The organism is Microcoleus sp. T3_A4, assembly GCF_036700465.1.
Taxonomy (GTDB): domain Bacteria; phylum Cyanobacteriota; class Cyanobacteriia; order Cyanobacteriales; family Microcoleaceae; genus Microcoleus.
In genome coordinates this window covers 1-23407 of sequence record NZ_JAUBOY010000043.1, presented here as the reverse complement: position 1 = coordinate 23407, position 23407 = coordinate 1, and the positions used below count along the sequence as shown (strand labels likewise).

Genomic DNA, 23407 nt, shown 5'->3' with positions numbered 1-23407 from the left:
CGAGCTGCAACTACTCCCCACAAATCTCGTTTAATTGTACCTCTAAGTCTGGGGCGGTATTTACAATTTTTACAGAAATTTGCTCTAATTCTGTAAAAGGTTCAAAAGCTGCTTGCTGCGAACTCAATAGTTCGGCTGTCGCGTCGGCAATATCGCCCCTGCGCTGTTGCAGTCGTTCTCGCAATACTTCAATTGGTGCGGTGCAGTAAATAATTTGCAGGGGCAAGCCGTGGGATTGAGCCTGATTAATCGCATCGGTTCTCAAGTTTTGGCGATCGAACTTTGCATCTAAAATCACATCCCAACCTCGGTCAGCCAAAATTATCCCCAACTCTAACAATCTACCATAAGTCTGCGCGGTCATTTCATCCGAGTACAAATCTTGTCCGCCGCGTTCATTTAAAGAAATCCCGCCTAAATGTTTGCGAACAGCATCCGAACGAATATGAATTGCCCCAGTGCGGCGAGCCAAATATCGAGCCGCTGTACTCTTGCCAGAACCAGACAAACCGGACATCAAAGTTAACTTTCCCCGGTGCGATTGTGTGTATTGCCAAGCCAGTTTATAGTAATGAGCTGCTGTCTGTGAAAGCTCTGCTTTTTGGTCAGTTGAAATAGCCGGATCGTCCAACATTAACGAAGTTACTTTCGCTCTAACATAAGCTTGACGGCTCAAATACAGAGGTAAGAGTTGCAGTCCTTCCCAATCCCCTGTTTGTTCGATGTAAGTATTCAGAAAAGCATTACCCAAGTCTCTGCGTCCGCGCGATTCCAAATCCATTACTGTAAAAGCCACATCGTACATGACATCAACAAAGCGAAAAGGTTCGTTAAATTCAATGCAGTCGAATAGCAATATTTTCTCTTGCCACAATGCTAGATTCCGCAAGTGCAAATCTCCGTGACACTCGCGAATTTTATTATTGACAATCCGCAGGTTAAATAACTCTTGATTTTCGGCAAAAAACGCATCAGTATAATCTTTGGTTTCCTGAAATTGGGCTTGACTCTGCGGCCCGCCGATATATTTTTGCGAAGTCAGGTAATTGTTGTCTATTGCTGTACGAATCTGACTAACTTCGCCAAATGTGCGAATGTAGCTATTACTAATTGCCGTGCTGTGAAACTTGGCAACTTCCCGCCCTAAGTCTGCCATAATTTGCTCGGTCAACAGTCCGCGTTCCAACAAACTAAGCAACAGCGAATCTTGAGGAAACTCCCGCATTTTCAGTGCGTATTCTACAGCAACTTCAGCCGGAGTTATAGCAGGTAAGTTGCTGCCCAATTGAAACGAATCCCCAATTTGAACAATTGGCAAAACTTCTAGATAAATTTCCGGTGCAGTGCGTCGGTTCAGCAGCAATTCTTCGTTGCAGAAATGGTGCCTTTTCTGCAAGGAAGAATAGTCCAAAAAGCCAAAGTTGACTGGTTTCTTGATTTTGTAAGTATAATCTCCTGTCAGCAGGACAAAGGAAGCGTGAGTCTGAATTAGCTGCACTGGTTCTGTCACCCCGTGCGGATAAAAACCGGGCTGCAACATTTGCTGAATCAGAGGTGGGAGACAAGTCATAGCGATTTTAGATTTTGGATTTTAGATTTTAGATTGGGGATTTTGGATTTTGAATTTTAGATTTTAAGTTGGGGACTTTAGATTGGGAGTGGGGATGTTGACTTTAATCCGATTTATTATAGAGTTGATAGTTAGTGTAAAAAAAAAGCAGCGATGACAGAAAATAATCAAGATTCCCGTTCGGTGGATGTGTTTGGGGTAGGCAATGCCCTGGTAGACATTCTAGCATTGGTGGAAGATGAATTTGTACTCGGCCACGGGCTGAATCGCGGCGGGATGACGCTGATGAATTCGGAAACGCAGGGGGGGATTTTGCACGATTTAGAGCACAATTCGCTGCAAATGCGATCGGGGGGTTCGGCGGCAAATACGATGATTGGTTTGGCTCAGAGCGGCGGTAAAGCGTATTATTCGGGGAAGGTTGCTAAGGATACTAACGGAGAATTTTACCGACAAGATTTGCTGGCGGCGGGGATTGATTTTAACGTGCATCCTGCTGCTGAGTCGAACGGGCCTACTGGTACTTGTGTAGTGCTGACTACGCCGGATGCGGAACGCACGATGTGTACTAATCTGGGGGTTTCTACTACTCTGACTGCGACTGATATTGATGTCGATCGACTGGCTCACTGCAAGTACAGTTATGTTGAGGGCTATCTTTGGGATGCTCCGGAGCCGAGAAAAGCTAGCATTGAGACAATGGAACAGTCTAAGCGTCTGGGTGTGAAGGTGGCTTTTACTTTTTCGGATGGCTTTTTAGTCGATCGATTTGCTGATGATTTTCACAAGGTGGTTTCGGAATATTGCGATGTAATTTTTTGCAATTCTGATGAGGTTCGGAGCTTTTTTAAGGAGGAATCTTTGGAAGAGTGCGCTCGGAAAATGAGCGAGATTTCGGATTTGGCTTTTATCACTAATGGGGATAAAGGCTGCATGGTGGTGGAGAACAAACAGATTGTTGATGTGGCTGGATTTCCGGTAAAGGCGATCGATACTGTGGGTGCTGGGGATGCTTTTGCGGGGGGTGTTTTGTTTGGAATTACTAATGGTTTGAGTTCTACACAAGCGGCTCGTTGGGGCAATTATTTGGCTTCTTTGGTGGTGCAGATTCACGGGCCGCGTCTGGAGGGTTCTCAGGCTCATCTTTTGAGTGAGGTGATTTCTGGTTAGGAATTGAAATGGGCGATCGCACTTTTTGGATTAAGGGCGATCGCACTTTTGAACAGCAGATGCACGCGGATGGACGCGGATGAGGGAAAGGGCGATTAAGCTTTTGGAATGTCTAACAGGTGAGGTATCTGATTATTCAAGAAATTGTTGGAATCACGAAGTTTTCCTGAAGCTTCAAATCAGCCATACTGAAAGTGCCATTCAGCACAGCCAGATATTCATTAGTTCCCTTAACCTTCAGTGCAGTCCGCGCGCCACCGTTGTTAAATGACTCCAAATCAATCATATTGGCTTTCAATTCACCTGCTAACCCAATCTTATCAACACCACCAAAGCCAATAAAGCTATTTCCAAAATCGGTAATGATATCAGCATCACCTATGCTAGAAGCAGTATCGCCTCGTGAAAATACAAAGGTGTCGCTCCCAAAACCGCCTGTCAGCGTATCTTTATTTTTGCCACCAATCAGAGTGTCATCGCCCCTATCACCTGAAAGGAAGTCGTTACCTTCACCACCAAAAAGGATATCATTATCTTTTCCTGCATAGATGGTATCGTTCCCTTGATCACCGTAAAGGGTATCGTTTCCTGTAGTGCTGTAAATGGCATCGTTTCCTGCGTCCGCTAGAATATAATCGTTACTGAATTCACCAATCACGTAGTCATTTTTAGGCGTTTCGTAAGATATAAAGTCATTTTCACCTGACGTTTTTGCATTCCTGACTTTAAGTTGAATTGGCTCGTTAGGTTTTTTAACAGAAAGAACCCCTTCATGTGCCAATCCATTCTTTGCATCTTCAGAATTATAAATTAAGGTATTCTGCCTTGCGTTAAAGGTTTGGCTGTTGAGGATGCGGTTTCCTATTTCGCCTTTTTCCTTGATTAACTCCGTAAATGTTTTAATAACTGCAAAATGCTCTTCACCAGAATCTATGATATTACCAAAATCCATTTGGAACGAATTTAGTGATCCCGCAGCAAGGCGTTGATTTCCTCCAAGACTTTTCGCACCAACAAAGGCTAGGGAATTACGGGCGATATCCTGGAAGAATTCTGGGCGGTCTACTTTTGCTGTTCTTCCATCTAAATCGTAGCTTGCTGTGTAACCTGAATACACATCTATATTCAATTGTGAAGGAGGATCGAGCGCTATTATCGTGTTAATTCCAGTTGCATTGGGTATAACACTTTCACCTTTTCTATTAGTGCCTAATGTATAAATCCTTCCCATTTCACTACTGACGAGTGAGCCAAGGCTATGGCCTACTATTTTTAGATTTTCACGAGCTGCTTTACCATCAATTCCATACTCTTGTTCTAGCTTTTTAACGGCCCATTCAGCAACAGGGCTTGCCCACTTAGCTGCAAAGTAGTTGCCTAAGCGAGCGGTAGCATATGTAGAGTTTCCATTGTCCTTTGGCAATCCACCATTGCTAGAAGCATCACTCCAGTCTAGTAACAAAACTCGATCGTTAGGTTTTGCATCTTTAAGTGCTGTTTCTAAATCTGGAAACCTGTCAGATGTATCATTCCATCCATGAATCAGTACCCAAGTATTTTCTGGTTTAGGTGATTCGCTAAGTTGCCTAATCTCTACTTTTCGTGTCTTTTTTTCTGGGTCATCCTTAATTCCTTCCTGCCAGAATCCATATTTAAAATCATCGAGCTTGTCAAGTTCGCGAATACTTGTATTGAAGCCAGATAAATCTGAACCCAATTGAACAGCCAAGGGGGCGGTATCATTGATAGCAATTAAATTTTTTATACCATTTTTTAAAATCTTATCCGTGTCTGAGTCAACAAAATCAGCCGTGACTGTGTTTGGTAGCTTTTCCTGAAAGGGAGTTACAACCGTCGGGGGTGTCGGAGTTGGAGTTACAACCGTCGGAGGTGTCGGAGGTGGAGTTACAACCGTCGGGGGAGTTGGAGTTGGGGGAGTTGGAGTTGGGGGAGTTGGTGTTGGAGGAGTTGGTGTTGGAGGAGTTGGTGTTGGAGGAGTTGGTGTTGGAGGAGTTGGTGTTGGGGGAGTTGGTGTCGGGGGAGTTGGAGTTAGAGTCGCAGATGGGATAGACCCTGCACCAAGAATGTAATCATCAATGTTAATATCTGCAAACTTAATATCTGTAAGATCTTCTCTATACTCAAGACCTGTAATTTTTTTATCGAAAGTCCCTTTTCCAGTTGTGGGATTGATAATGATACGCTCATCGAGTGTGAAACCAACAAGAGTGCTTCCCTCAAAGGACAATCCCCTCAAATCACCAAATCCAGTCTCACCAATCAGAGTGGATTCACCTGTTAAGGACACAGAGAACAAAACGCCTAATTCAGCAAACAAAAATCGGTTATTAACAGGATCAAATACTAGGTCTGTAGGTGTAGTTGCAGGCCCAAAAAAGGTGTTGAAGTTGGTGATTGATGATGCAACTCCAGTCTGAGGGTTAATGGTGTATAATCCTGGAGAGTCACTAGCTCCGTAAAGTGTGCGATCGGGCGAAAATTCCAGAGAGGTCATCGTCGCGTCAGAAGGCAAATTACCAATTAATGAGGATGAGCCTGAGCCTGGATCGAGGCTGTATAACTGGCTACCAACTGAATCTTGCTTAATACTCAAAATTTTATTGTCATTAGAGAAAGCAATATCATTAAAAGATCGTAATTTAGTTTCTGGATCGGCAAAAGTTCCTATCGGCACAAATCTTCCTAATGGATCAACTGTTCCTGCTCGTCCGTTTACCGTAACAACTAGGGATGATGCAGTTCCTAACGAGTTAGTTATGATGGTATAGTCTCCTGTCTCGTTCGCATTCAAGCTAGTAGCTCTGATCGCGTAATTGACACCAGGAACTACTGTAAATTTTAACTGTGAATTCTTACTACCGAGAATATAGTTATTATTCTCGGCAATTACTTCACCTGTTGAAGCATTTACCAATTGTAGGTAAGCGTCAAAAGCTGTTGCGCCGAGGTTAACTTGAACTTGCTGCCAATTGGAAACCCCTGTCAAGGTATAGTCATCGGAGAAGTTACCCAATCTTTTGGGGTTATTAGTATCAGTGCTACTCAAACTCTCATCAATGAATTGCCCTAAGCTAATATTCGTCATAATCCCATCTCCTCAAAAATATAGTTACCTCAAAACCAGCAAAGCCCGCCTAGCAAGCCTTCCTAGATATCTATCAGGGCCTTCATCTGCTTTTTATGCAGTTCGCCCTATTCTTGTAATAAAACTTTACATCGCTCCCAACAGCTGATCGGCCGTATCCCCGATCGCCCGCCAGATGCACCGTCAAACGTAGCTGACAGCCAAACACATCATTTCACAATACTCCAAAATCCTGAATCTTTATCGGCTAAACGGCTCACAATTTGGCTCAACATAAAAGGCTCATTTGGCTCACCCAATCATGTAACATTATTTACTAAGGCAGAGTTTCCGTAGAGGAGTAGCAATGGCAGGCTTGCTCAGAGCATCCGAAGAAGGGCTAAAAATCATTGACATGGTAAGACGAAATCTCGGATGGAATAAAAGTGAGGATACCTGGTGTAAAGCCGCTCTAACTTCAAAAGCCACTTTAAGGAGGTTTTGGGCGTAAAACCGAATTCGACGCGAAACATTTATCGATATTTGCAAAGCTGTAGGAATCAATAACTGGGAAGATATTATCGAGCGCAATGATATCAAACAAACAGAATTACTTTTAGCCGCCGCGATCGCAGATATCCCCCAAGACAACCAAAACGATCGCACTTTCCCCCTCCCCGACAACTTACCCCCCGTCAGAAATTGGGTACAGCGCACCAAAGAAATCGACATCTTAAAAACTACTATTATTAACTCAGACATCACCGCCATCTCAATTGTCGGATTACCGGGAATCGGCAAAACCACCCTCATCAGCCAACTAATTCGCCAACTCCACACAGAAAAAACCCCCTTCACCTGCGCCGCTTGGCAATCCTTGCAATCGGCAACAGACAAAGCACCCCCCTGCGATCGCACAATTGACTCGCTGCTATTCACCCTCTCCAACGGCGACATTACCGCAGCCGTCACTGCTCAAGATGACTCTTTCAAAAAAACCGAAAATCTGCTCAAAATCCTCAGAGAAAAACCTTGCTTGCTCGTTTTCGATCGCGCCGACACACTTTTGAAAGCTGGAGAGGCAAAAGCGGCTGGTTATTTCGCAGAGGATTGTGCAGAATATGCTTGGTTATTCAAACAACTATTAGAAACAGAACATCAAAGCAAAATTATTTTCACCAGTCGCGAAAGCTTAGCCGAATTGCCGTCAACAGTCACCCGCGAAATCCAGCTAAACGGATTGGATCGAGATAGCGCAATTTCCCTGTTGCAATCTTTTAATCTGACTGCAAACCCAGAAGAATTAGCCGAAATGGGCGATCGCTATTCTGGACATCCCAAAGCCTTACAACTCGTCGCAGCCTTGATTCGAGACGATACCGAGTTTCAGGGAAATGTCGGGATTTTTCTGCACCCGAGAGACTGGTTGCTGATTCGAGATATTGAAAGAGCGATCGATGAAATGATAGCACGTCTGGGCGACGGCGAGCAAACTTGTCTCAGCCGAATTTCTGTCTATCAAACCTCAGAATATCCCCTATCTTTTGCGGGAATTAGCGCTCAAATGCCAGAAGTTAGCAAGTATGAACTCCAAGAAAATATTATTCAGGGACTCAAACGCCGACAATTGCTATATTACGATCACCACCTCAAATCCTATCAGTTGCATCCGCTAGTTCGAGAAAAGGGCGAGTACCTGCTAAATCAAAACGCTGAAAATCTCCGTACCGCCCACAGCGAAGCCTATAACTATTATATCAGCATTCCGATCAAACCGGAATCGGAATGGCAAGAAATCGAGGATATTAAGCCCCTAATCAGAGCGCACTATCATGCTTCTCAAGCAGGAGATTTAGATGCAGCAAATGCGATTATTTCTGAAGTTTGTGAGTATTTGCGACAGTGGAATTGTGCAGAGTTGGTGTGTGGAAATATAGAGTTGCCGTTGTTAACAGAGGTTAAAAACATTAGCCTTTCAGGGGCGGGCAAGATGCCCACCCCACAAGAAAATTAAACTCTTGTGGAACGGGCATCTTGCCCGTTTCCATAGTCCGCGAAGGCGGACTTTGTTTGTGTAGACGCGGTTTCAGCCGCCGATTTTAGGGACTTCAACCACTAGAATAAATCCCTCTTTCTTGCAGTTGCTGCATAAAAAACTCTTCCAAAGTAGGCTTAGCCAAATTCATCCCAATTAGCTGCCCTCCCGTACCGCTCAGACTAGAAAGAAACTCCTTCGGATCGCCCTGCAAATGACCGTACCACAAATCATTATCAACTTCCATATCCGGTATCCATTTTTTCAGGATATTCAAGTGGCCGCCCCTACCTTCAACCCGGTAAGTTTCAGTATTACCGAGAATTTCGTCGATCGCACCAATGCAGATTAACTCACCCTTCGCCAAAATTGCCACTCGATCGCAAATCTTCTCCACATCAGACAATATATGCGAATTAAAAAAAATTGTTTTTCCTTGATTTTTCAGCGATAAAATTATCTCCCGCATCTGATAGCGTCCCATCGGATCTAAACCAGACATCGGCTCATCCAAAAATACCACATCTGGATTGTTAATCAAAGCTTGAGCCATGCCGATCCGTTGCAGCATTCCCTTAGAATACTGGCGCAACTGTTTTTTAATTGCTGCCGATTGAGATAGCCCAACTAAGTCTAGCAAATTCGGAATTCGCTGCCGCTGAATCGAGGGGGGAATTTCAAACAAGCCAGCCGCAAATTGCAAGAATTCCCAGCCCGTGAGATAATCGTAAAAATAGGGATTTTCTGGCAAATAGCCGACTCGCTGCTTCACAGCGCGATCGCCCAAAGGCCTCCCCAACAGCAGCGCCCGCCCAGAAGTGGGGCGCACTATACCCAGCAAAGTTTTCAGCAGCGTAGTTTTCCCCGCTCCATTTTGCCCTAACAACCCGAAAGTTTCCCCCTCAGAGACAGTCAGAGTGCAATTTTTGAGCGATTCAATTTTTTCATTCATCCAGAAGCCGGTACGGTAGAACTTCCCCAGATTAAATGTTTCCACCACAGGGGTAGCTCCGTGCATCTCGGTGTGATTTGGCGCGTCTATAAGAGGTTCCATTTTCGTAAGCGAAATAAGTAGCACCTGATTATATTCTATGGCATAAGTTCAGTAATAATCGCTCTTTTTAATGTTAAGCTAATATTAGCTGTACTGAAAATATTCGGAATATGGATCGTTCAAAAATTATTGCTATTATCACTGGGGTGATTTCTATAATTTTAGCAGTGGCCTACCTGCTGCTCGTCACCCTCCTCGACTTCCGAGGCGAAATGCTGCCCGCACCTCAAAGTCAGTTGCCAGTCTCCATGCCAATTCAGCAATTAGCTAATGCTAATCTGACTTTCCGAGTACATTAGTTATTGGTTATTGGTTATTAATCATTGCAATAATAACTAACAACTAACAACCAACAACTGCCAGCTAACAACTAACTAATACACATGAATTGCTTTCATCATGTGATATGCAACTAGCAACTGCGTCAAAGCTAGCGGGTAACTTTGCAAAACTTCGCCAGTTGTGCCGATAAGTTTGCCAATTTCCGGGTTGCCTTGGGCGGAGCAAAATCCTCGCAGGTGTGGCAACTCGCTACACAACATCATTTCCAGTTCGTTTACTTGCTCGCTGGTAGCGTGCGAGTCTACTTCCAAAACGTCAACTGGTTTGCCCATATCCCGATCGAGTCCCAAGCGAATTGCAGGTTTAAAACTCTCGCTGCCTCGACCTAAAATCTCAGTAAAATCAGGGTGAGGAATTGTCGGTCTGAGCACTAAACGGACGCTCAAATTTGATTCATTATCCGCTTCTGGCGGGTAAAAACTAACTACAACGTCGGCCGATTTGCGCTGAGGACGAATGAAGTCTTCAGAGTCCGGTTCCCGTTTTTTTATTTCTGCAAGCACCTGTTCTTCAGTATAACCGCGCTTCATAATATCGCGCTTAACTTTCCACTGAGTTCGCAACTCTTCGGGAGGAGCAAGATACACTTTTACGTCGTAAGAATCGCGGATTGTTCGGGTTGCGTAACCGAGCAAACCTTCAACTATGACAAATTTGCTGGGCTTGATGTATTCCGGTGGGTCGAATGTACCTGTGGTGTGGTTGTAGATGGGTTTGAGAATTGCTTGTCCGGTACGCAGCAGACTGAGGTGCTGCTGCATGATGTCGAGGTAATTGCAGTCGGGATGCAATGCTGTGATTCCGATTTCGGCCCGCTGCTTTCTGTCGTAGCGATGATAGTCGTCAGTGCAAATCACAGTGACATTTTCTGGCCCCAATACTTGGGCAATTCCCCGCGTCAGGGTGGTTTTGCCCGCTGCGCTGTCTCCGACAATACCGAGAATAATTGGTCGATCGCTCATTGTTTTTACCCGGACGCACAATAGCAAATTTTGTTGTCAATCTTAAATCTTATCAAAGTTGTGTTCGATCCGATCGCTCGGTTTGACTTGATCCCCCGGAGTCTCCCCAATGTGTAAAAATATTGTTATATTTCTTAATATAATGTGGCACGGGAGACTCCGGGAACATCTGATTAAAAAATCACGCCCATTTCTCAACCGCCCAGGAGCTCGATCCTACTTTTGAATCCAGCTCCGCGTCAAAATTTCGGGAAAATTCCCCCTGCAAAGTGTCCGGGTAGTCTCCTTTGTCTTTTGTAGTGCAAATTGCAGCGGTGGGGTTCGTGGGATATTTTTGGTTTCAAAACTTGCCAGCAAGTAGTGAATCAATTTGCCAGTCAATCAATCGATGCTGAGGCTGATCGAATTTATCCGCAATATGAAATTTTAGCCCCAGCTTTCGCTGTTTTGACAAATTAGTATAATAAATTTGAGTTGAGGAGGCAATCATGCCCTCACAAACCTGTTTTTTTTCCTCTTGCTTGCCTTCGGCAATGCGTCTTTCCGTGAAAAAACAATAGGTTTGGACGCACCTGTGCGTAATTTATAAATTTAAACAAATTTTAAGTTTAACTAAGCCCGTAGCAAGCCCATGAATCAACCATCTTCAGAAAAATTAAGGGGCAGTATTTTAATTGTGGACGACAGTCTTAACAATTTATTGTTAATGGAGCTGATCTTATCCAGGAAAGGCTATAAAGTAGAAGCTGCATCTAGCGGTCAACAGGCACTCGATGCTGTGGATTTGGCTCAGCCTGACTTGATTTTGCTCGATATTATGATGCCCGATATGGATGGCTATGAAGTTTGCAGTCGCTTGAAAGCTACCGCTAGCACTCGTGGCATTCCCATTATTTTTCTGACTGCTGTGGTAGAAGCTTCTGAGAAGGTGAAAGCCTTTAAGGCTGGCGGGGCGGACTACATTACTAAACCTTTTCAAACCGTAGAAGTGGTAGCTAGGGTAGAAAATCAATTGCGGCTGCGGGAACTAGAGTTGCAACTGAGGGATAAAAATCTGATGTTGCAGCAGGAAATCGCCTATCGGGAACAGGCAGAAATGGAAACGCGGTTGCTGTTGGAAACAACCCAGTCTCAGAAAGAAGAAATTGAAGAATTGCTATTAAATATTTTGCCAAAACCGATTGCAAAGCGCTTGCAGGAGAGACAAAGCATAATTGCTGACAGCTTTTCGGATGTCAGCGTTTTATTCGCCGATTTGGTGGGATTTACGAATTTTGCATCTCAAAGAAGTGCTGCAGAAACGGTGCAAGTTCTCAATCGAATTTTTAGTCAATTTGACGAGTTGTCGTTACGGCACGGTTTGGAGAAAATCAAAACTATGGGTGACGCTTACATGGTAGTGGGTGGTTTGCCAGAACCGCAGGAAAATCACCCTTTTGCGATCGCCCAAATGGCACTGGATATGCAAGCTGCTGTCGCTAGCTTCAATGTCGAAAACAATCACAACTTTAGTCTCCGCATTGGGATAAATATTGGTGGGGTGGTGGCGGGAGTCATTGGTTTAACTAAATTTAGTTACGATTTGTGGGGCGATACAGTAAATGTTGCTCAGCGGATGGAATCAAGCGGTATTCCGGGGGAAATTCAGGTGACTGCTGCGGTTTACGAGTGTTTGAAAGATAAATTTTTGTTTAAAAGGCGCGGTGTTGTTGAGATTAAAGGTAAAGGAGAAATGATGGCTTATTTGTTGGTGGGGCGAAATTAGTCAGTTGACAGTTGTCAGTTGTCAGTTGACAGTTGACAGTTGTCAGTTGACAGTTGACAGTTGTCAGTTGTCAGTTGTCAATTACCACTCATCCTTTCGCTTGTTGCTGTGTGTTTCCCAATCGTCGTATTGGGGCCGCGGATACAAAGGTTCTTGTTCTACTTCTGGTTCCAATTCGGCTGACATTTCTAATTCGGGTTCCGATTCCTGCTGATAGATGTTCAGAGGTTCGACAACGCGGGCGATCGCATCTTTGACAAATGCTTTGACAAACTCGTCTTTCCGATTTAACTGAAACTGCCTTTGCACAACTTCGGTGATGCCACCATCGCCCCAATCTTGGTCATGACGGAAATATTCAATAAAACTTTTACCGGCAATTCTGGTTAAATAAGCGGCGCTGACTGCTTGAATTGCTTTGCCAAGTACAAACCCGGCTAGGCTTAATTGCAGCGCCCTTGATACTACTTGAATTACGCCTTCAACTATTCCCAAACTTGCTAGGGTTTTTGCTAGAGACAATGCCAATTCTTTGGCGCGGTCGATATTTAATTCGCAGCCGTAAATCTTGGCAATTTCTACTACCATTTGAGCGTTAACTGCTGCTGTCGCTAACAAATCCACAACAGGCAAAGGCGTGACAGCAATTACTCCGGCTCCAATCCACTGAAATCGCTCTACTGCCTTATCAGCTTGCCGCCTTCTTTGAGCATCAATTAACTTGCGCGCTTGGTCTCCCAAGTGCTGAGATTGCAGCAAAATATTGTCCGCAATTAAGTCTTCGCCTTCGGCTCGCAAAATCGCAGCGACGCGCCGAATTAATGGCATAATATCGGGGTCTGGCTGAAAAATTGTGCCGTCTTCTAGTACAACTTTTTGCGGATTGGCGCTAATGGCGACTACATCCATTGCTGATACAAAACCTTTGACTCGCTGCCGCAGTCGATCGAGAATTTCATCTCTGTCGGTGTCGGGATAAAGGTCAACTTTATTAAAAACCACGATCGACCTTTTGCCAATTTCCGCCAAAGTCCGCAGCGGTTCGTACTCTGATTTTCGCAAATCGCCGTCCAAAACAAATAAGATCAAATCTGCCCTTGCCGCCAACTGCCTCGCCAATTCTTCTCTGTAAGTCCCCGCAACTCCCGCTTCCAAGATACCTGGGGTATCAGTAATTGCTAATTCTCGATCGATTCCTTTCAATTTCAGAGTGTAAGTTTCCCCAACTTCGGTAGTTCCCATCGGCGCGCCCACCTGTCCCGCCATCCGCCCCACCAACGCATTCACAGCCGAAGTTTTGCCCGCAGAACCGGTGCCGAAAACAACTACTCGAACGCTGCCGCGAGCCATGCTAGCTTCAATTTCGCGAGCTCTCAACAGCAAAGCTTGCCGCGCTACTTCATCTTGAATGCGATCGACTTGTTGCCGAATTGCTTTGAGATTTTCCGAAGCTGCTTCACTTTTCACAACAGGAATCTTCGGAGTAATCGGCCGTTTTCCCTTAACTTTCTGAGGGCGTTGCAGCAACCTAAAATAGTAAACCAGCGCAAAAATTAGCGTTCCCAAAAGTACAATTATCAGGAAAATCAGCAAATTAGCCAGCAGCGGAGAGGCAGACCACGCAACTTGACTGTAAAGCCCTGTTAAGGAACTCACCAGCCCAATAATCAGCCCCAGGGCGAGGCAGAAAGCAGCAATTAAGGTTAATAGGCGCGGCAAAGGCATGAGGGGAGTGGCAAATAAAAGGGTTATGCTTTGATTTTTACATTACGCCGATAGTCATCAGTCATTGCAAATCTAAAATCTAAAATCTAAAATGGCGAAGCGCCCGTTACCGTTAGCGAAGCGATCCGAAGGAAAGCCCGCGCCTACGGGGGCTACGCCAACGAAGAGGATCGTACTGCGCGAGTCCGCAAATCGCGATTCTGTCCGACTGCGGGCGCGGTTTGCGGGGTTTTAGTGGTAGCGGGTGCAGATGGAGTGCGATCGCGCTCTTGCTGCAATTGTAGCTTGCACGATAACTCACCTACAGTTTATCGCCCGCCGCAACTGCAGGCTGGTTTATTTGCATTTACCTACTTATTTATTCGGTGATTTATTCGATCGCGAGTCGAGCCATACTTTTTTATTAAGAATAAAATATCGCATGAAGTATCCAGAAACCCTATTTCTTAAGGTAAGTGCCTCCTGGAAGCTCCAAAAGCGGAAATGAAAAACCGGGTTTCTTAGGCAACGTAAGAGCATCCTAATTTACAAAAATTATCACATAAAATATCAATGCGGTACTCTCAAATTAGCCGCGAGTTAAGTTAGACTGAATTGTCAGTGCGTGAATTATTCACAGGTTAGCATCTATGCAGCTCAAACATCTAAATCAGCCTTCACAAGAACTCTCTACCTCTTGCGAGCATCACATCAAAGAGAGCCAGCCACTCAAGCCCAATTATTTCGCTCACATAGCCCATTCCTTGGGCAACCTCAGTATTCGCGACAAAATCAGCAGTGGGTACGCACTAGCTCTTTGTGTTGCGATTGGAGGAACGACTATCGGGATGTTGGTGGGCACTCATTACTATCGCAGAACTAACAATCAAGTACACATCGATCGAGAAACTCAGCTTTTAAATAAGTTACAGGTGGCTTTACTGCGAACTAAAAATAGCCAAGAATGGCTTATTTACGGGCTAGAACAGCCCAAAATTTTTGACAACAAATACGAACAACTACAAAACAATATTTACAATTTGAAGGTGTTATTATCTGAAGTCAAGAACTCTAAATACATGGAAGACATAGAAGGCATAGAAAAATTTAAAAAAACTTGCGATTCGCTATTGTCTAATTATCTTGCTCGAATAGAAACAGTTAATAAAAAAATCATTGTATTGCCAAATAACCCCGCCAAACAACTTGTAAAACGTAAGTTGCTGTCGAATTTAGATCGAGATAAAATAGGGTTGGAACTAGATAGGGCGGTCAATGATATAGCAGAAATTATCGATCGCGCCCAAGAGCAAGAAGATGCAGGGCGGGAGGATCTGCTGCGAGCCCAGACGCTGCGGGTGCAAATAATTTTGGGTAGCATGGCACTGTCGATCATCGTTGCAGCAGTGCTGGCGGGCTTCACCAGTCGGGCGATCGCCAAACCCCTCGCCGCTGTAACTAAAATCGCTCAGCGAGTGACTAAAGAATCTAATTTTCAGTTGCAAGTACCAGTTACCAGCACCGATGAAGTAGGAGTATTAGCAGCTTCGCTGAATCAACTCATTCAGAAAGTAAATCAGTTGCTAGAAGAATTGAAATCTGAACAAGAAAGCCAGATACTTCAAAATGAGAAAATGGCAACTTTGGGGCGGATGTTAGCCGGTGTTGCTCACGAAGTTAACAACCCAATCAATTTTATCTATGCCAATATCGCTCCTGGCAGAAATTATGTTGAAGATATTTTAGACTTGCTCAAAACTTACGAAACAGAAATTCCCAACCCCCCGGCCGCAGTTATCACGAAAGGCGAAGAAATAGACATCGATTTTCTCAAAGAAGATTTGAGCAAAATATTTGACTCGATGCAACTAGGGGCGGAAAGAGCAAAAGCTATTATCTTAAGTTTGAAAGATTTTTCTCGCCTCGACGAGGCGGCCCCTCATCCCGTCGATTTGCACGCCTGCATAGACAGCAGTTTGCTGATTCTCAACAGCCGCATCAAACAGGGCATTGAAGTGGTGCGAAATTACGGGAATATTCCGACTGTGGAAGGCTATATGGGTTTGCTTTACCAGGTATTTGTGAACCTTCTCAACAATGCACTAGATGCTGTGGAAGAGAAAGCAAAAAGTGAGAAGTCCAGCTCAGTCGAGGCGAAAAAACAATCGGCTTCGGAGTCACTCCAGGAAGCACCGAGTTTTTCGCCGAGGATTGTGATTGCTACAGAATACTTGGACGACGACTCAGTGGTAGTGCGAATTTCTGATAACGGTACGGGAATAGCACCAGAGAGCCAAGAAAAAATGTTTGAAACATTCTTTACGACTAAACCGAGAGGTGTAGGTACTGGTTTGGGATTGGCAATCGGTCGCGAAATTATCGTTAAAAAACATGGGGGGACAATTAACTTTTGGTCGGAGGTGGGAACGGGGACGGAATTTTCGATCGCCCTGCCGATTAAGCATGAGAATTTAAGGCAAAATACGCTCTTACAACCTCCAATTGATCGGGAATCAAATTCCATCGGCAACGGGAACGCGCCAACCAAGTCCGAAAAGAGAGGAACTGTAAAAACTTAAAAATTATTCGTTTTAATCCCTGTTTCAAAAAAGAATGCAACTGCAAGCACGCTCCGCAATCTGATGTCAGAATTCATTACCCATCTAAAATCTAAAATCTAAAATCTAAAATCTAAAATCTAAAATGGTATGAGATTGCTTAATAACTGGCTGTCGCTACCCCATTAAATGAGTGACAATACCCAAATCACAACTATTTGCAGTAATCTTGAAAAACAGGAGTTGCTATAATTTAAAGTTGAGAAACAACTGTACGGAGCGAAAATTATGGGACTATTTGACCAAATTTTGAGCGCGATCGACAATCCCAACCAACAAGCAAGCCCGAATCAGTTGGGCAACATTCTCGGTGCGGTAGAGCAGTTGAGTGGCAACCAGGGCGTCAATGCGGGTACGACTCAGTTGGCGATGTCGGTTTTGGGCGGATACGTGCGATCGGCATTGCAAGACGTGCGATCGCAGTCAGGAGACGCACAAGCTCAACAACTTGTCAACCAATTTAGCGGCACAAATCCCAATCCGCAAGCGGTACAGAGTTTGTTCGGCGCAGGCCAACTGACGCAGATAGTGAACGATATCGCCCACAGAACCGGTTTAAATAACGCCACAGTGCAGGCGATGATACCTGTTTTGGTGCCGCTCATACTGAATTTGCTACAAACCGGCGGTAACGCCCAAAATCCAGCCCAGGGCGGAAATCCCGTTTTAAATACGTTTTTAGATGCAGATGGAGACGGCGACGTAGATATTACTGACGCCATGTCGATGGCAGGCCGCTTTTTGAATCAGCGCCCTTAATTTGGGATTTTGTAACCGCAGATATCAGCGGATGGACACAGATGAACGCAGATAGGATTTTATCTGCGTTCCGAAGCGTTGATCTGCCTTCATCTGCGATTACAAAAACTCCTACTTTAACCCAAACCCAAATCAGTCACAGCACCAATACTGCTAGAAGAAACCAACTTAGCGTATTTAGCCAAAACGCCCCTAGTATAGCGAGGTTTAGGAGGCTGCCAAAGAGCGCGCCGCTGCTCCAATTCTGCATCAGAAACATTGAGCTGCAACAAGCGATTGTTAGCATCAATTGTAATCGAATCACCCTCTTTTACCAGAGCAATTGTCCCGCCAACTTGCGCTTCTGGTGCAACGTGACCGACCACCATGCCGTAAGTTCCGCCAGAGAAGCGGCCGTCAGTAATTAACCCTACAGAATCGCCCAAACCGGCGCCAATAATTGCCGAAGTTGGTGCTAACATTTCGCGCATTCCCGGTCCGCCTTTGGGCCCTTCGTAGCGGATGATAATCACATCTCCGGCTTGAATTTTGCCGGCTAAAATTGCATCCAAACAATTTTCTTCAGATTCAAATACCCGCGCCGGGCCGGTAATTTGCGGTTTCTTAACGCCAGTAATTTTAGCAACGGCTCCTTCTGTTGCCAGATTTCCCCTGAGAATTGCTAAATGTCCTTGGGCGTACATCGGGTTGTTCCAAGGGCGGATGACATCTTGGTCGGTGCGGGGTTTGGCTGGAATATCTGCTAACACTTCGGCAACAGTTTGACCGGTAATTGTCAGCGCGTCTCCGTGCAGTAAACCCTTTTCTAGCAGCATTTTCATTACTTGAGGAATGCCGCCGGCTTTGTGCAAATCGGTTGCTACATATTTGCCGCTGGGTTTGAGGTCGCACAGCACGGGCACTTTCGCTCTAATAGTTTCAAAATCGTCGAGGGACAACTCCACTCCGATCGCATTGGAAATGGCCAATAAATGCAGCACAGCATTGGTTGAACCGCCGACTGCCATGATTACCGCGATCGCATTTTCAAAAGCCTTGCGCGTCAAAATTTGGCTCGGTAACAACTGTTTGCGGACAGCTTCCACCAGAACTTTTGCAGATTCGGCAGCGCTGTCAGCTTTTTCGGCATCCTCAGCAGCCATTGTCGAAGAATAAGGCAAACTCATGCCCATCGCTTCAAAAGCGCTAGACATCGTATTTGCTGTGAACATTCCGCCACAGGAACCCGCACCCGGACAAGCTTGTTGTTCCACTGCATTGAGTTCTGTTTCGTCAATTTTGCCCGCGCTGAATTGACCGACTGCTTCAAAAGCGCTGACAACGGTTAAATCTTTTCCGTTGTGGTGTCCTGGTTTGATCGTACCGCCGTAAACAAAAATAGCAGGAATGTTCATGCGGGCGATCGCAATCATCGCCCCCGGCATATTTTTATCGCAGCCGCCGACAGCTAGCACACCGTCCATACTTTGGCCGTTGCAAACAGTTTCGATGGAATCAGCAATCACATCTCTCGACACCAGAGAATATTTCATCCCTTCAGTTCCCATCGAGATTCCGTCGCTGATAGTAATCGTACCGAACATCTGTGGCATCGCCCCAGCTTCTTTTGCAGCCGCAATAGCCCGCAAAGCGAGGTCGTTCAATCCCATATTGCAGGGCGTAATCGTGCTGTACCCGTTGGCAATCCCCACAATCGGCTTAGTGAAATCGCCGTCACCAAAACCGACTGCCCGCAGCATTGCTCGGTTGGGCGCGCGCTGCACGCCCCCAGTCACCGCTTGGCTTCTCAAATTTTCAGGCATTTTAAAATTTCCTTTCTCTGTTGTCTGTTGACAGTTGACAGTTGACAGTTGACAGTTGTCAGTTGTCAACTGCCAGCTCGCCCAAAAACGAATACAAGTTTCCGATAATCGTCGTGGTGAGCCCATAATTTTAGACCAAAGTTCCGGCTCCCAGATGAATCTGTGGAGCAAATCTAAAATCTAAAATCTAAAATCGACTGACTCAGTGGCGAGCGCCGAGAGTTTTACCCTATTGTTGATTTTCTCAGAAGCTTTGATCTTTGTCAGGCCCTTTAGGAGCGAATAGCACCGCAGTGCCCCGAAAGCAATGCAAAAATTCTACAGATACTACAGCGTGCAGGGTGAATACCGTGTTTATCTGGGATGATGTGGTAACACCCATCACTCTAACGTTTAAAAAAAATTGCGAGGCGAATGACATGGAGGCCGATCGAATTCTGAGGCAATATGCGGCCGGAGAAAGAAATTTTCGAGAAATTAACCTCGCTGGGGCCGACTTAAAAGGGGTAAACCTCAGCGAGGCTAACTTTACCAGAGCGAATTTCCAAGACGCAAACCTCAAAGGCGCTAACCTGACGGGAGCGAACTTGCGCGAGGTGAAATTGGCAGGGGTGGACTTTACGGAAGCCAACCTCAGCGAAGCAAATCTCATCGGTACCGATTTGAGCCGCGCCAATCTCAGCGGGGCTAACCTGATGGGAGCAAACCTGCGCGGCTCAATGGCGAGAGAAGTCAACATGACCAAGGCTAATTTGACCGAAGCTAATTTGACCGAAGCCAACTTTACCGAAGCGAATTTGTTTGCGGCCAACTTAACCGACGCTAGCATGATTCGCATTAATTTGATGAAGGCAAATTTGAGTTGGTCAACTCTCAAAGCGGTAAACCTGACAAATGCCATCCTCAGCGAGTCGCTTTTAGAAAGAGCTAATCTGACTCAGGCAATTCTCAGCGGGGCGATGGTGAGCGGGGCAAACCTGACTGGTGCAGACTTGCGCCAAGTAACTATGGTTGGAGCTAATCTCACCGAAGCTAATCTGAGCAATGCTAATTTGAGAGTTGCTAATGTGAGTTGGTCAACGCTGGCAAGAGCTAATTTGAGCGGTGCTAATTTGTACCGGGCAAAGCTGTGCTGGTCTAATTTTAGCGGGGCTATTTTGGTGGAAGCGGTTTTGATTGATGCTAATCTCAATCGAACTAACTTTCGCGATGCAGATTTGAGGCGGGCAATTATGCCCGACGGCACGACTAATGATTCTTAAAATTTGACTGTTAACTGTTGACTAATGACTACTGACTAATGACTAATGACTAATGACTATCAGTGAATTATTGATGTTGGGTGCGGCGGGAATTTTTGCCGGAATTCTAGCTGGATTTTTGGGTATCGGTGGCGGTACGGTGCTCGTGCCTTTGTTGGTGGCTCTCAATTACGCTCCGGTGGAAGCGGTTGCTACTAGCGGTTTGTCGATCGTCATTACAGCTATTTCTGGCAGCATCCAGAATTGGCGCATGGGCTACCTCAGCTTGAGCCAAGTCGCAGGTATCGGATTTCCAGCCGTCATCACAGCACAAATCGGTGCTTATTTGGCGGGGATATTTCCGCCTTACTTGCTGTTACTTACTTTTGGGTTGTTGCTGTGGCTGAATATTTATTTGATTGAAGTTCGCAAGCGCCTGACAGCTAAGAAGAAAGCGGAACTAGACCAAGGGGAACTGGGAGGACAAGCGGGACAAGGAGAAAATGCTCAATTACCAATTACCAATCACGAATTACCCAATAATTCAAATATTATATTCCATCCAACTTTTGCTAAAATTGCTACCGGCAGTGCGGCGGGTTTATTAGCGGGTTTGTTCGGCGTAGGCGGCGGCGTAATTATGGTTCCCCTGCAAATTTTGCTGTTAGGAGAAAGCATTAAAACTGCAATTCAAACCAGCTTGGGCGTCATCGTCATCACGGCAATTTCGGCGACGGCGGGACACGCGGCGCGCGGGAATGTTTTGTGGGTTGTGGGGTTAATTCTTGGCGGCGGCGGTTTGTTGGGCGCGCAGGTGAGCACGCGGTTTTTGCCGAGATTGCCCGATCGTATTGTTAGTTTAGCTTTTCGATCGCTCTTGGCAGTGTTATCGATTTATGTTTTCTGGCAAGCTTGGCAAAAATTTAGTAACGGGTAATTGGTAATTGGTAAGGTGCGCGGCCCGGCGCACCCTACGAAAGAATGCGGGAAGATGCCCGCGCTGCACCCTAGGAAAAACGAATAAGTAAGACTAATTTGCTGATAGTTTCTTCACGGCGCGAGTCAGACGCTGCAAATAAGGCTTGACAATTTCTTGATTTTGCCTCTGCAACTCGGACACTTGCTGCTGCAAATGCTGAATCTCGGTTTGCAGCATCCCTGTGTCTATTGTGGGTCGATCGAGCAAGTCCTGCAATTGCTGGAGAGAACCTTGGATTGTATCCAAGTCTACTTCGTTCGATCGCTCCTGTAACTGAGCCGTAATAGTTTTAACTTCAGTTAACTGTTCGCCCATCAATAAAAATCGGACGTTGACATTTTCCCAATCATGCTCTCTGAGGGCGCTATTTTCCAAAATGCGGAGTTTTTGCTGCAAATCGGACAGGGTGGTGTAGAGTTCCTGAGAGTCGGCCGGAAGCGCTTGGGCTTGGCGTTCGAGGGAGGCTACAGCAGCTTGTACCTCGGCGATGACGCCGGATTCCAAGCCCTGGAGTTTCTGCCGCAAGTCGGAGACGGCGGTGTAGAGTTCCGCAGGTTCTCCAGGTAGTATCTGAACTTGCTGCGAGCGACGTTCTACTGCGGCCTGTACGTCCGTAATCGCAGAATTTGCCTTTTGTTGCATTTGTTGCTCGAAACGCTGGCGATTGGCGAGATTTATCGAGAGTGCTGCGGTTAAAGGGGCGGCAGCGTAGACAATTTGGCCCGACAATCCTGCAGCAATCGTGCCAATAGCGGAACCAGCAACAGAGGCGTATTCTACCAATTCTAGCCAGTCCGGCTGGTTCGGGGCACTTCTGGAAGCTGGGAATGATGCTTTTTCAATCTTCTGCATAGCCTTTTAGTCGTAGTCGGATAGATGGCGATACCGACATGATAAAAGCGATCGGCAAATAAATCAGGCCTATTTGTCAAAATTTCCTGATTGTGGTATTTTCATTGACCGAAAGCATCCAGGATACAAGCCGCCGGATTCATCCGTCCAGAAATAAAAAACCTGTATCCGATGAAACTTGCCCCCAGAATTTATCCGTGGGGTCAATGCTTCAATCCTTTAATCTAAAATCTAAAATCTAAAATCGATTGACCTCCTGCCGAATACGTTCTGCGTTTAAAACGCTCAGTCTCAGGTAAAATTCAGGATTAAGTCGATCGCTCAAAACAGTTAACCAATAACCGTTAACCGCCATCTGTCAGGAGTATACAGAAAATGGGTCTTAAGATTATTGAAAGCTACGATAGCAGTTTTGTCCTCGAACCAGAGGCTAAAACTGCACTGTTCGGTTTATTAACCGGTGAAAGCTTTGTCAAACAAATAGCGCTACAATTGCAATGCTCGCGCATTGAGTTTGCCGAGTTACTTTTTCAGCCAGTCCCTTACAGCAGCGAGACGCCGAAGGGAATGCCTGCTGAATTTGAAAAGTATCATGAATCGAGCGATTTTGCGATCGTCAACGTCCCCCCTAATTTCATGTTCCAAGCCAAAATATTTAAACCCAGCCGCCTCTGTGCAATTTATCGAGTGTTCAAGAGTTAAGTAAAGGCTGGTTAATCTGTGGTTTAATCTTAGATCTAAAATCTAAAATCTAAAATCGGATGACAGAAGACATTCAATCTCTCGCCAGCTTAGAATTCATTCCATACATAGACTCTGAGGGGAAATTGCCCGATTTTGTCCAGGGAAAAATCGGCGTTTACGCGATTTTTGACAGCGAGAAAGTCCTGCAATTTGTCGGCTATTCTCGCGACATTTACCTCAGCCTCAAACAGCATTTGGTACGCCAGACCCAATATTGCTACTGGCTGAAAGTTCAAACTATTGACAAGCCCAGCCGCACAATTCTAGAAAGCATTAGAGAAAGTTGGATTGCCGAAAACGGTTCCCAACCCCAGGGTAACGGTGCCGATGCTGCCAAGTGGAACGATCCCATCGACACCAAAACTGTAATGACTGCCCAAGAAACGGCAAATTATGAAGGTATATTCGCCGATGAAATTGCCAAAGATAAATTGTTGAAAAATGTCGCGCGGCGGGTGGAAAATGAAATTTTCGCGCTGCTGAAAGATCGGGGCGTAACTGAAGAAATCCGGTTTAATCCTAAGCTGAAAACTAGCGGATTGCTGGATTTAAAGTAAATACACACTCAGGACTTTAGTCCTTATTACGCACCTGTTTGTAGTAAGGAGTTTAGTCCTCTCTTTCAGGGCTAAACTCCTTACTGCGAACTTACAGCAGATTCCATGTATATATGATACAGTTTATTTAGTATATAAGCTAAAAAAATGAAACCTTATTCGATTGAG

At 45.4% G+C, this 23407-nt stretch carries 17 protein-coding genes; 10 read left to right on the top strand and 7 right to left on the bottom strand.

The features are described 5' to 3' along the window. Nucleotides 1–10 precede the first annotated feature (10 nt). Nucleotides 11–1570, bottom strand: coding sequence for an AAA family ATPase (locus QUA07_RS22300; protein ID WP_333329349.1), 1560 nt, complete (start codon nt 1568–1570; stop codon nt 11–13). Nucleotides 1571–1723: 153 nt separating this feature from the next. On the opposite strand from QUA07_RS22300, the gene QUA07_RS22295 reads away from it, so the two are divergent. Then, entirely contained in the window at nt 1724–2740 is a 1017-nt protein-coding gene (locus QUA07_RS22295) for an adenosine kinase (RefSeq protein WP_333329346.1), read from the top strand. Between the two features lie 136 nt (nt 2741–2876). On the opposite strand, the gene QUA07_RS22290 is transcribed toward QUA07_RS22295, so the two are convergent. After that, entirely contained in the window at nt 2877–5846 is a 2970-nt protein-coding gene (locus QUA07_RS22290) for a hypothetical protein (RefSeq protein WP_333329343.1), read from the bottom strand. A gap of 496 nt (nt 5847–6342) precedes the next feature. On the opposite strand from QUA07_RS22290, the gene QUA07_RS22285 reads away from it, so the two are divergent. Continuing rightward, entirely contained in the window at nt 6343–7839 is a 1497-nt protein-coding gene (locus tag QUA07_RS22285) for an NB-ARC domain-containing protein (protein WP_333329427.1), read from the top strand. A gap of 94 nt (nt 7840–7933) precedes the next feature. Here the strand turns inward: QUA07_RS22285 and QUA07_RS22280 are convergent, their stop codons facing one another. Further along, nucleotides 7934–8914, bottom strand: a complete 981-nt coding sequence (locus QUA07_RS22280; protein ID WP_333329340.1) for an ABC transporter ATP-binding protein — start codon at nt 8912–8914, stop codon at nt 7934–7936. 110 nt (nt 8915–9024) lie between these two features. On the opposite strand from QUA07_RS22280, the gene QUA07_RS22275 reads away from it, so the two are divergent. Next, nucleotides 9025–9213, top strand: coding sequence for a hypothetical protein (locus QUA07_RS22275; protein ID WP_333083223.1), 189 nt, complete (start codon nt 9025–9027; stop codon nt 9211–9213). 75 nt (nt 9214–9288) lie between these two features. Here the strand turns inward: QUA07_RS22275 and QUA07_RS22270 are convergent, their stop codons facing one another. Further along, on the bottom strand, nt 9289–10218 hold the full coding sequence (locus tag QUA07_RS22270) for a phosphoribulokinase (RefSeq protein ID WP_333083222.1): 930 nt from the start codon (nt 10216–10218) through the stop codon (nt 9289–9291). 631 nt (nt 10219–10849) lie between these two features. On the opposite strand from QUA07_RS22270, the gene QUA07_RS22265 reads away from it, so the two are divergent. Beyond that, nucleotides 10850–11983 (top strand): adenylate/guanylate cyclase domain-containing protein, encoded by a 1134-nt coding sequence (locus QUA07_RS22265; RefSeq protein WP_333329336.1) that lies wholly within the window; start codon nt 10850–10852, stop codon nt 11981–11983. 81 nt (nt 11984–12064) lie between these two features. On the opposite strand, the gene QUA07_RS22260 is transcribed toward QUA07_RS22265, so the two are convergent. Beyond that, a complete protein-coding gene (locus QUA07_RS22260) occupies nt 12065–13708 on the bottom strand; it encodes a GTP-binding protein (RefSeq protein ID WP_333329333.1) in 1644 nt (547 codons plus the stop codon). Between the two features lie 629 nt (nt 13709–14337). Between QUA07_RS22260 and QUA07_RS22255 the strand changes: the two genes are divergently transcribed. Together QUA07_RS22255 and QUA07_RS22250 are read left to right on the top strand one after the other, a co-directional pair. Next, the gene (locus QUA07_RS22255) at nt 14338–16266 is read left to right on the top strand and encodes an ATP-binding protein (RefSeq protein WP_333329330.1); all 1929 of its coding nucleotides are present in this window, start codon (nt 14338–14340) and stop codon (nt 16264–16266) included. 267 nt (nt 16267–16533) lie between these two features. After that, complete coding sequence (locus tag QUA07_RS22250) at nt 16534–17064, top strand: hypothetical protein (RefSeq protein ID WP_333329327.1); 531 nt, start codon at nt 16534–16536, stop codon at nt 17062–17064. Between the two features lie 116 nt (nt 17065–17180). Here the strand turns inward: QUA07_RS22250 and ilvD are convergent, their stop codons facing one another. Next, the gene (gene ilvD, locus QUA07_RS22245; RefSeq protein WP_333329324.1) at nt 17181–18866 is read right to left on the bottom strand and encodes a dihydroxy-acid dehydratase; all 1686 of its coding nucleotides are present in this window, start codon (nt 18864–18866) and stop codon (nt 17181–17183) included. A 419-nt stretch (nt 18867–19285) separates the two neighbouring features. On the opposite strand from ilvD, the gene QUA07_RS22240 reads away from it, so the two are divergent. Together QUA07_RS22240 and QUA07_RS22235 are read left to right on the top strand one after the other, a co-directional pair. Continuing rightward, nucleotides 19286–20128 (top strand): pentapeptide repeat-containing protein, encoded by an 843-nt coding sequence (locus QUA07_RS22240; RefSeq protein WP_333329424.1) that lies wholly within the window; start codon nt 19286–19288, stop codon nt 20126–20128. A 52-nt stretch (nt 20129–20180) separates the two neighbouring features. Beyond that, nucleotides 20181–21044: a sulfite exporter TauE/SafE family protein gene (locus tag QUA07_RS22235; RefSeq protein ID WP_333329321.1), complete on the top strand. Its 864-nt coding sequence runs from the start codon at nt 20181–20183 to the stop codon at nt 21042–21044. A 93-nt stretch (nt 21045–21137) separates the two neighbouring features. Here QUA07_RS22235 and QUA07_RS22230 read toward each other — a convergent pair whose 3' ends face one another. After that, a complete protein-coding gene (locus QUA07_RS22230) occupies nt 21138–21938 on the bottom strand; it encodes a hypothetical protein (protein ID WP_333329318.1) in 801 nt (266 codons plus the stop codon). Between the two features lie 375 nt (nt 21939–22313). Here QUA07_RS22230 and QUA07_RS22225 point away from each other — a divergent pair, with 375 nt between their 5' ends. Continuing rightward, entirely contained in the window at nt 22314–22640 is a 327-nt protein-coding gene (locus tag QUA07_RS22225) for a hypothetical protein (protein WP_333329315.1), read from the top strand. Nucleotides 22641–22699: 59 nt separating this feature from the next. Then, nucleotides 22700–23239, top strand: coding sequence for a GIY-YIG nuclease family protein (locus QUA07_RS22220; protein ID WP_333329312.1), 540 nt, complete (start codon nt 22700–22702; stop codon nt 23237–23239). Nucleotides 23240–23407: the final 168 nt, after the last annotated feature.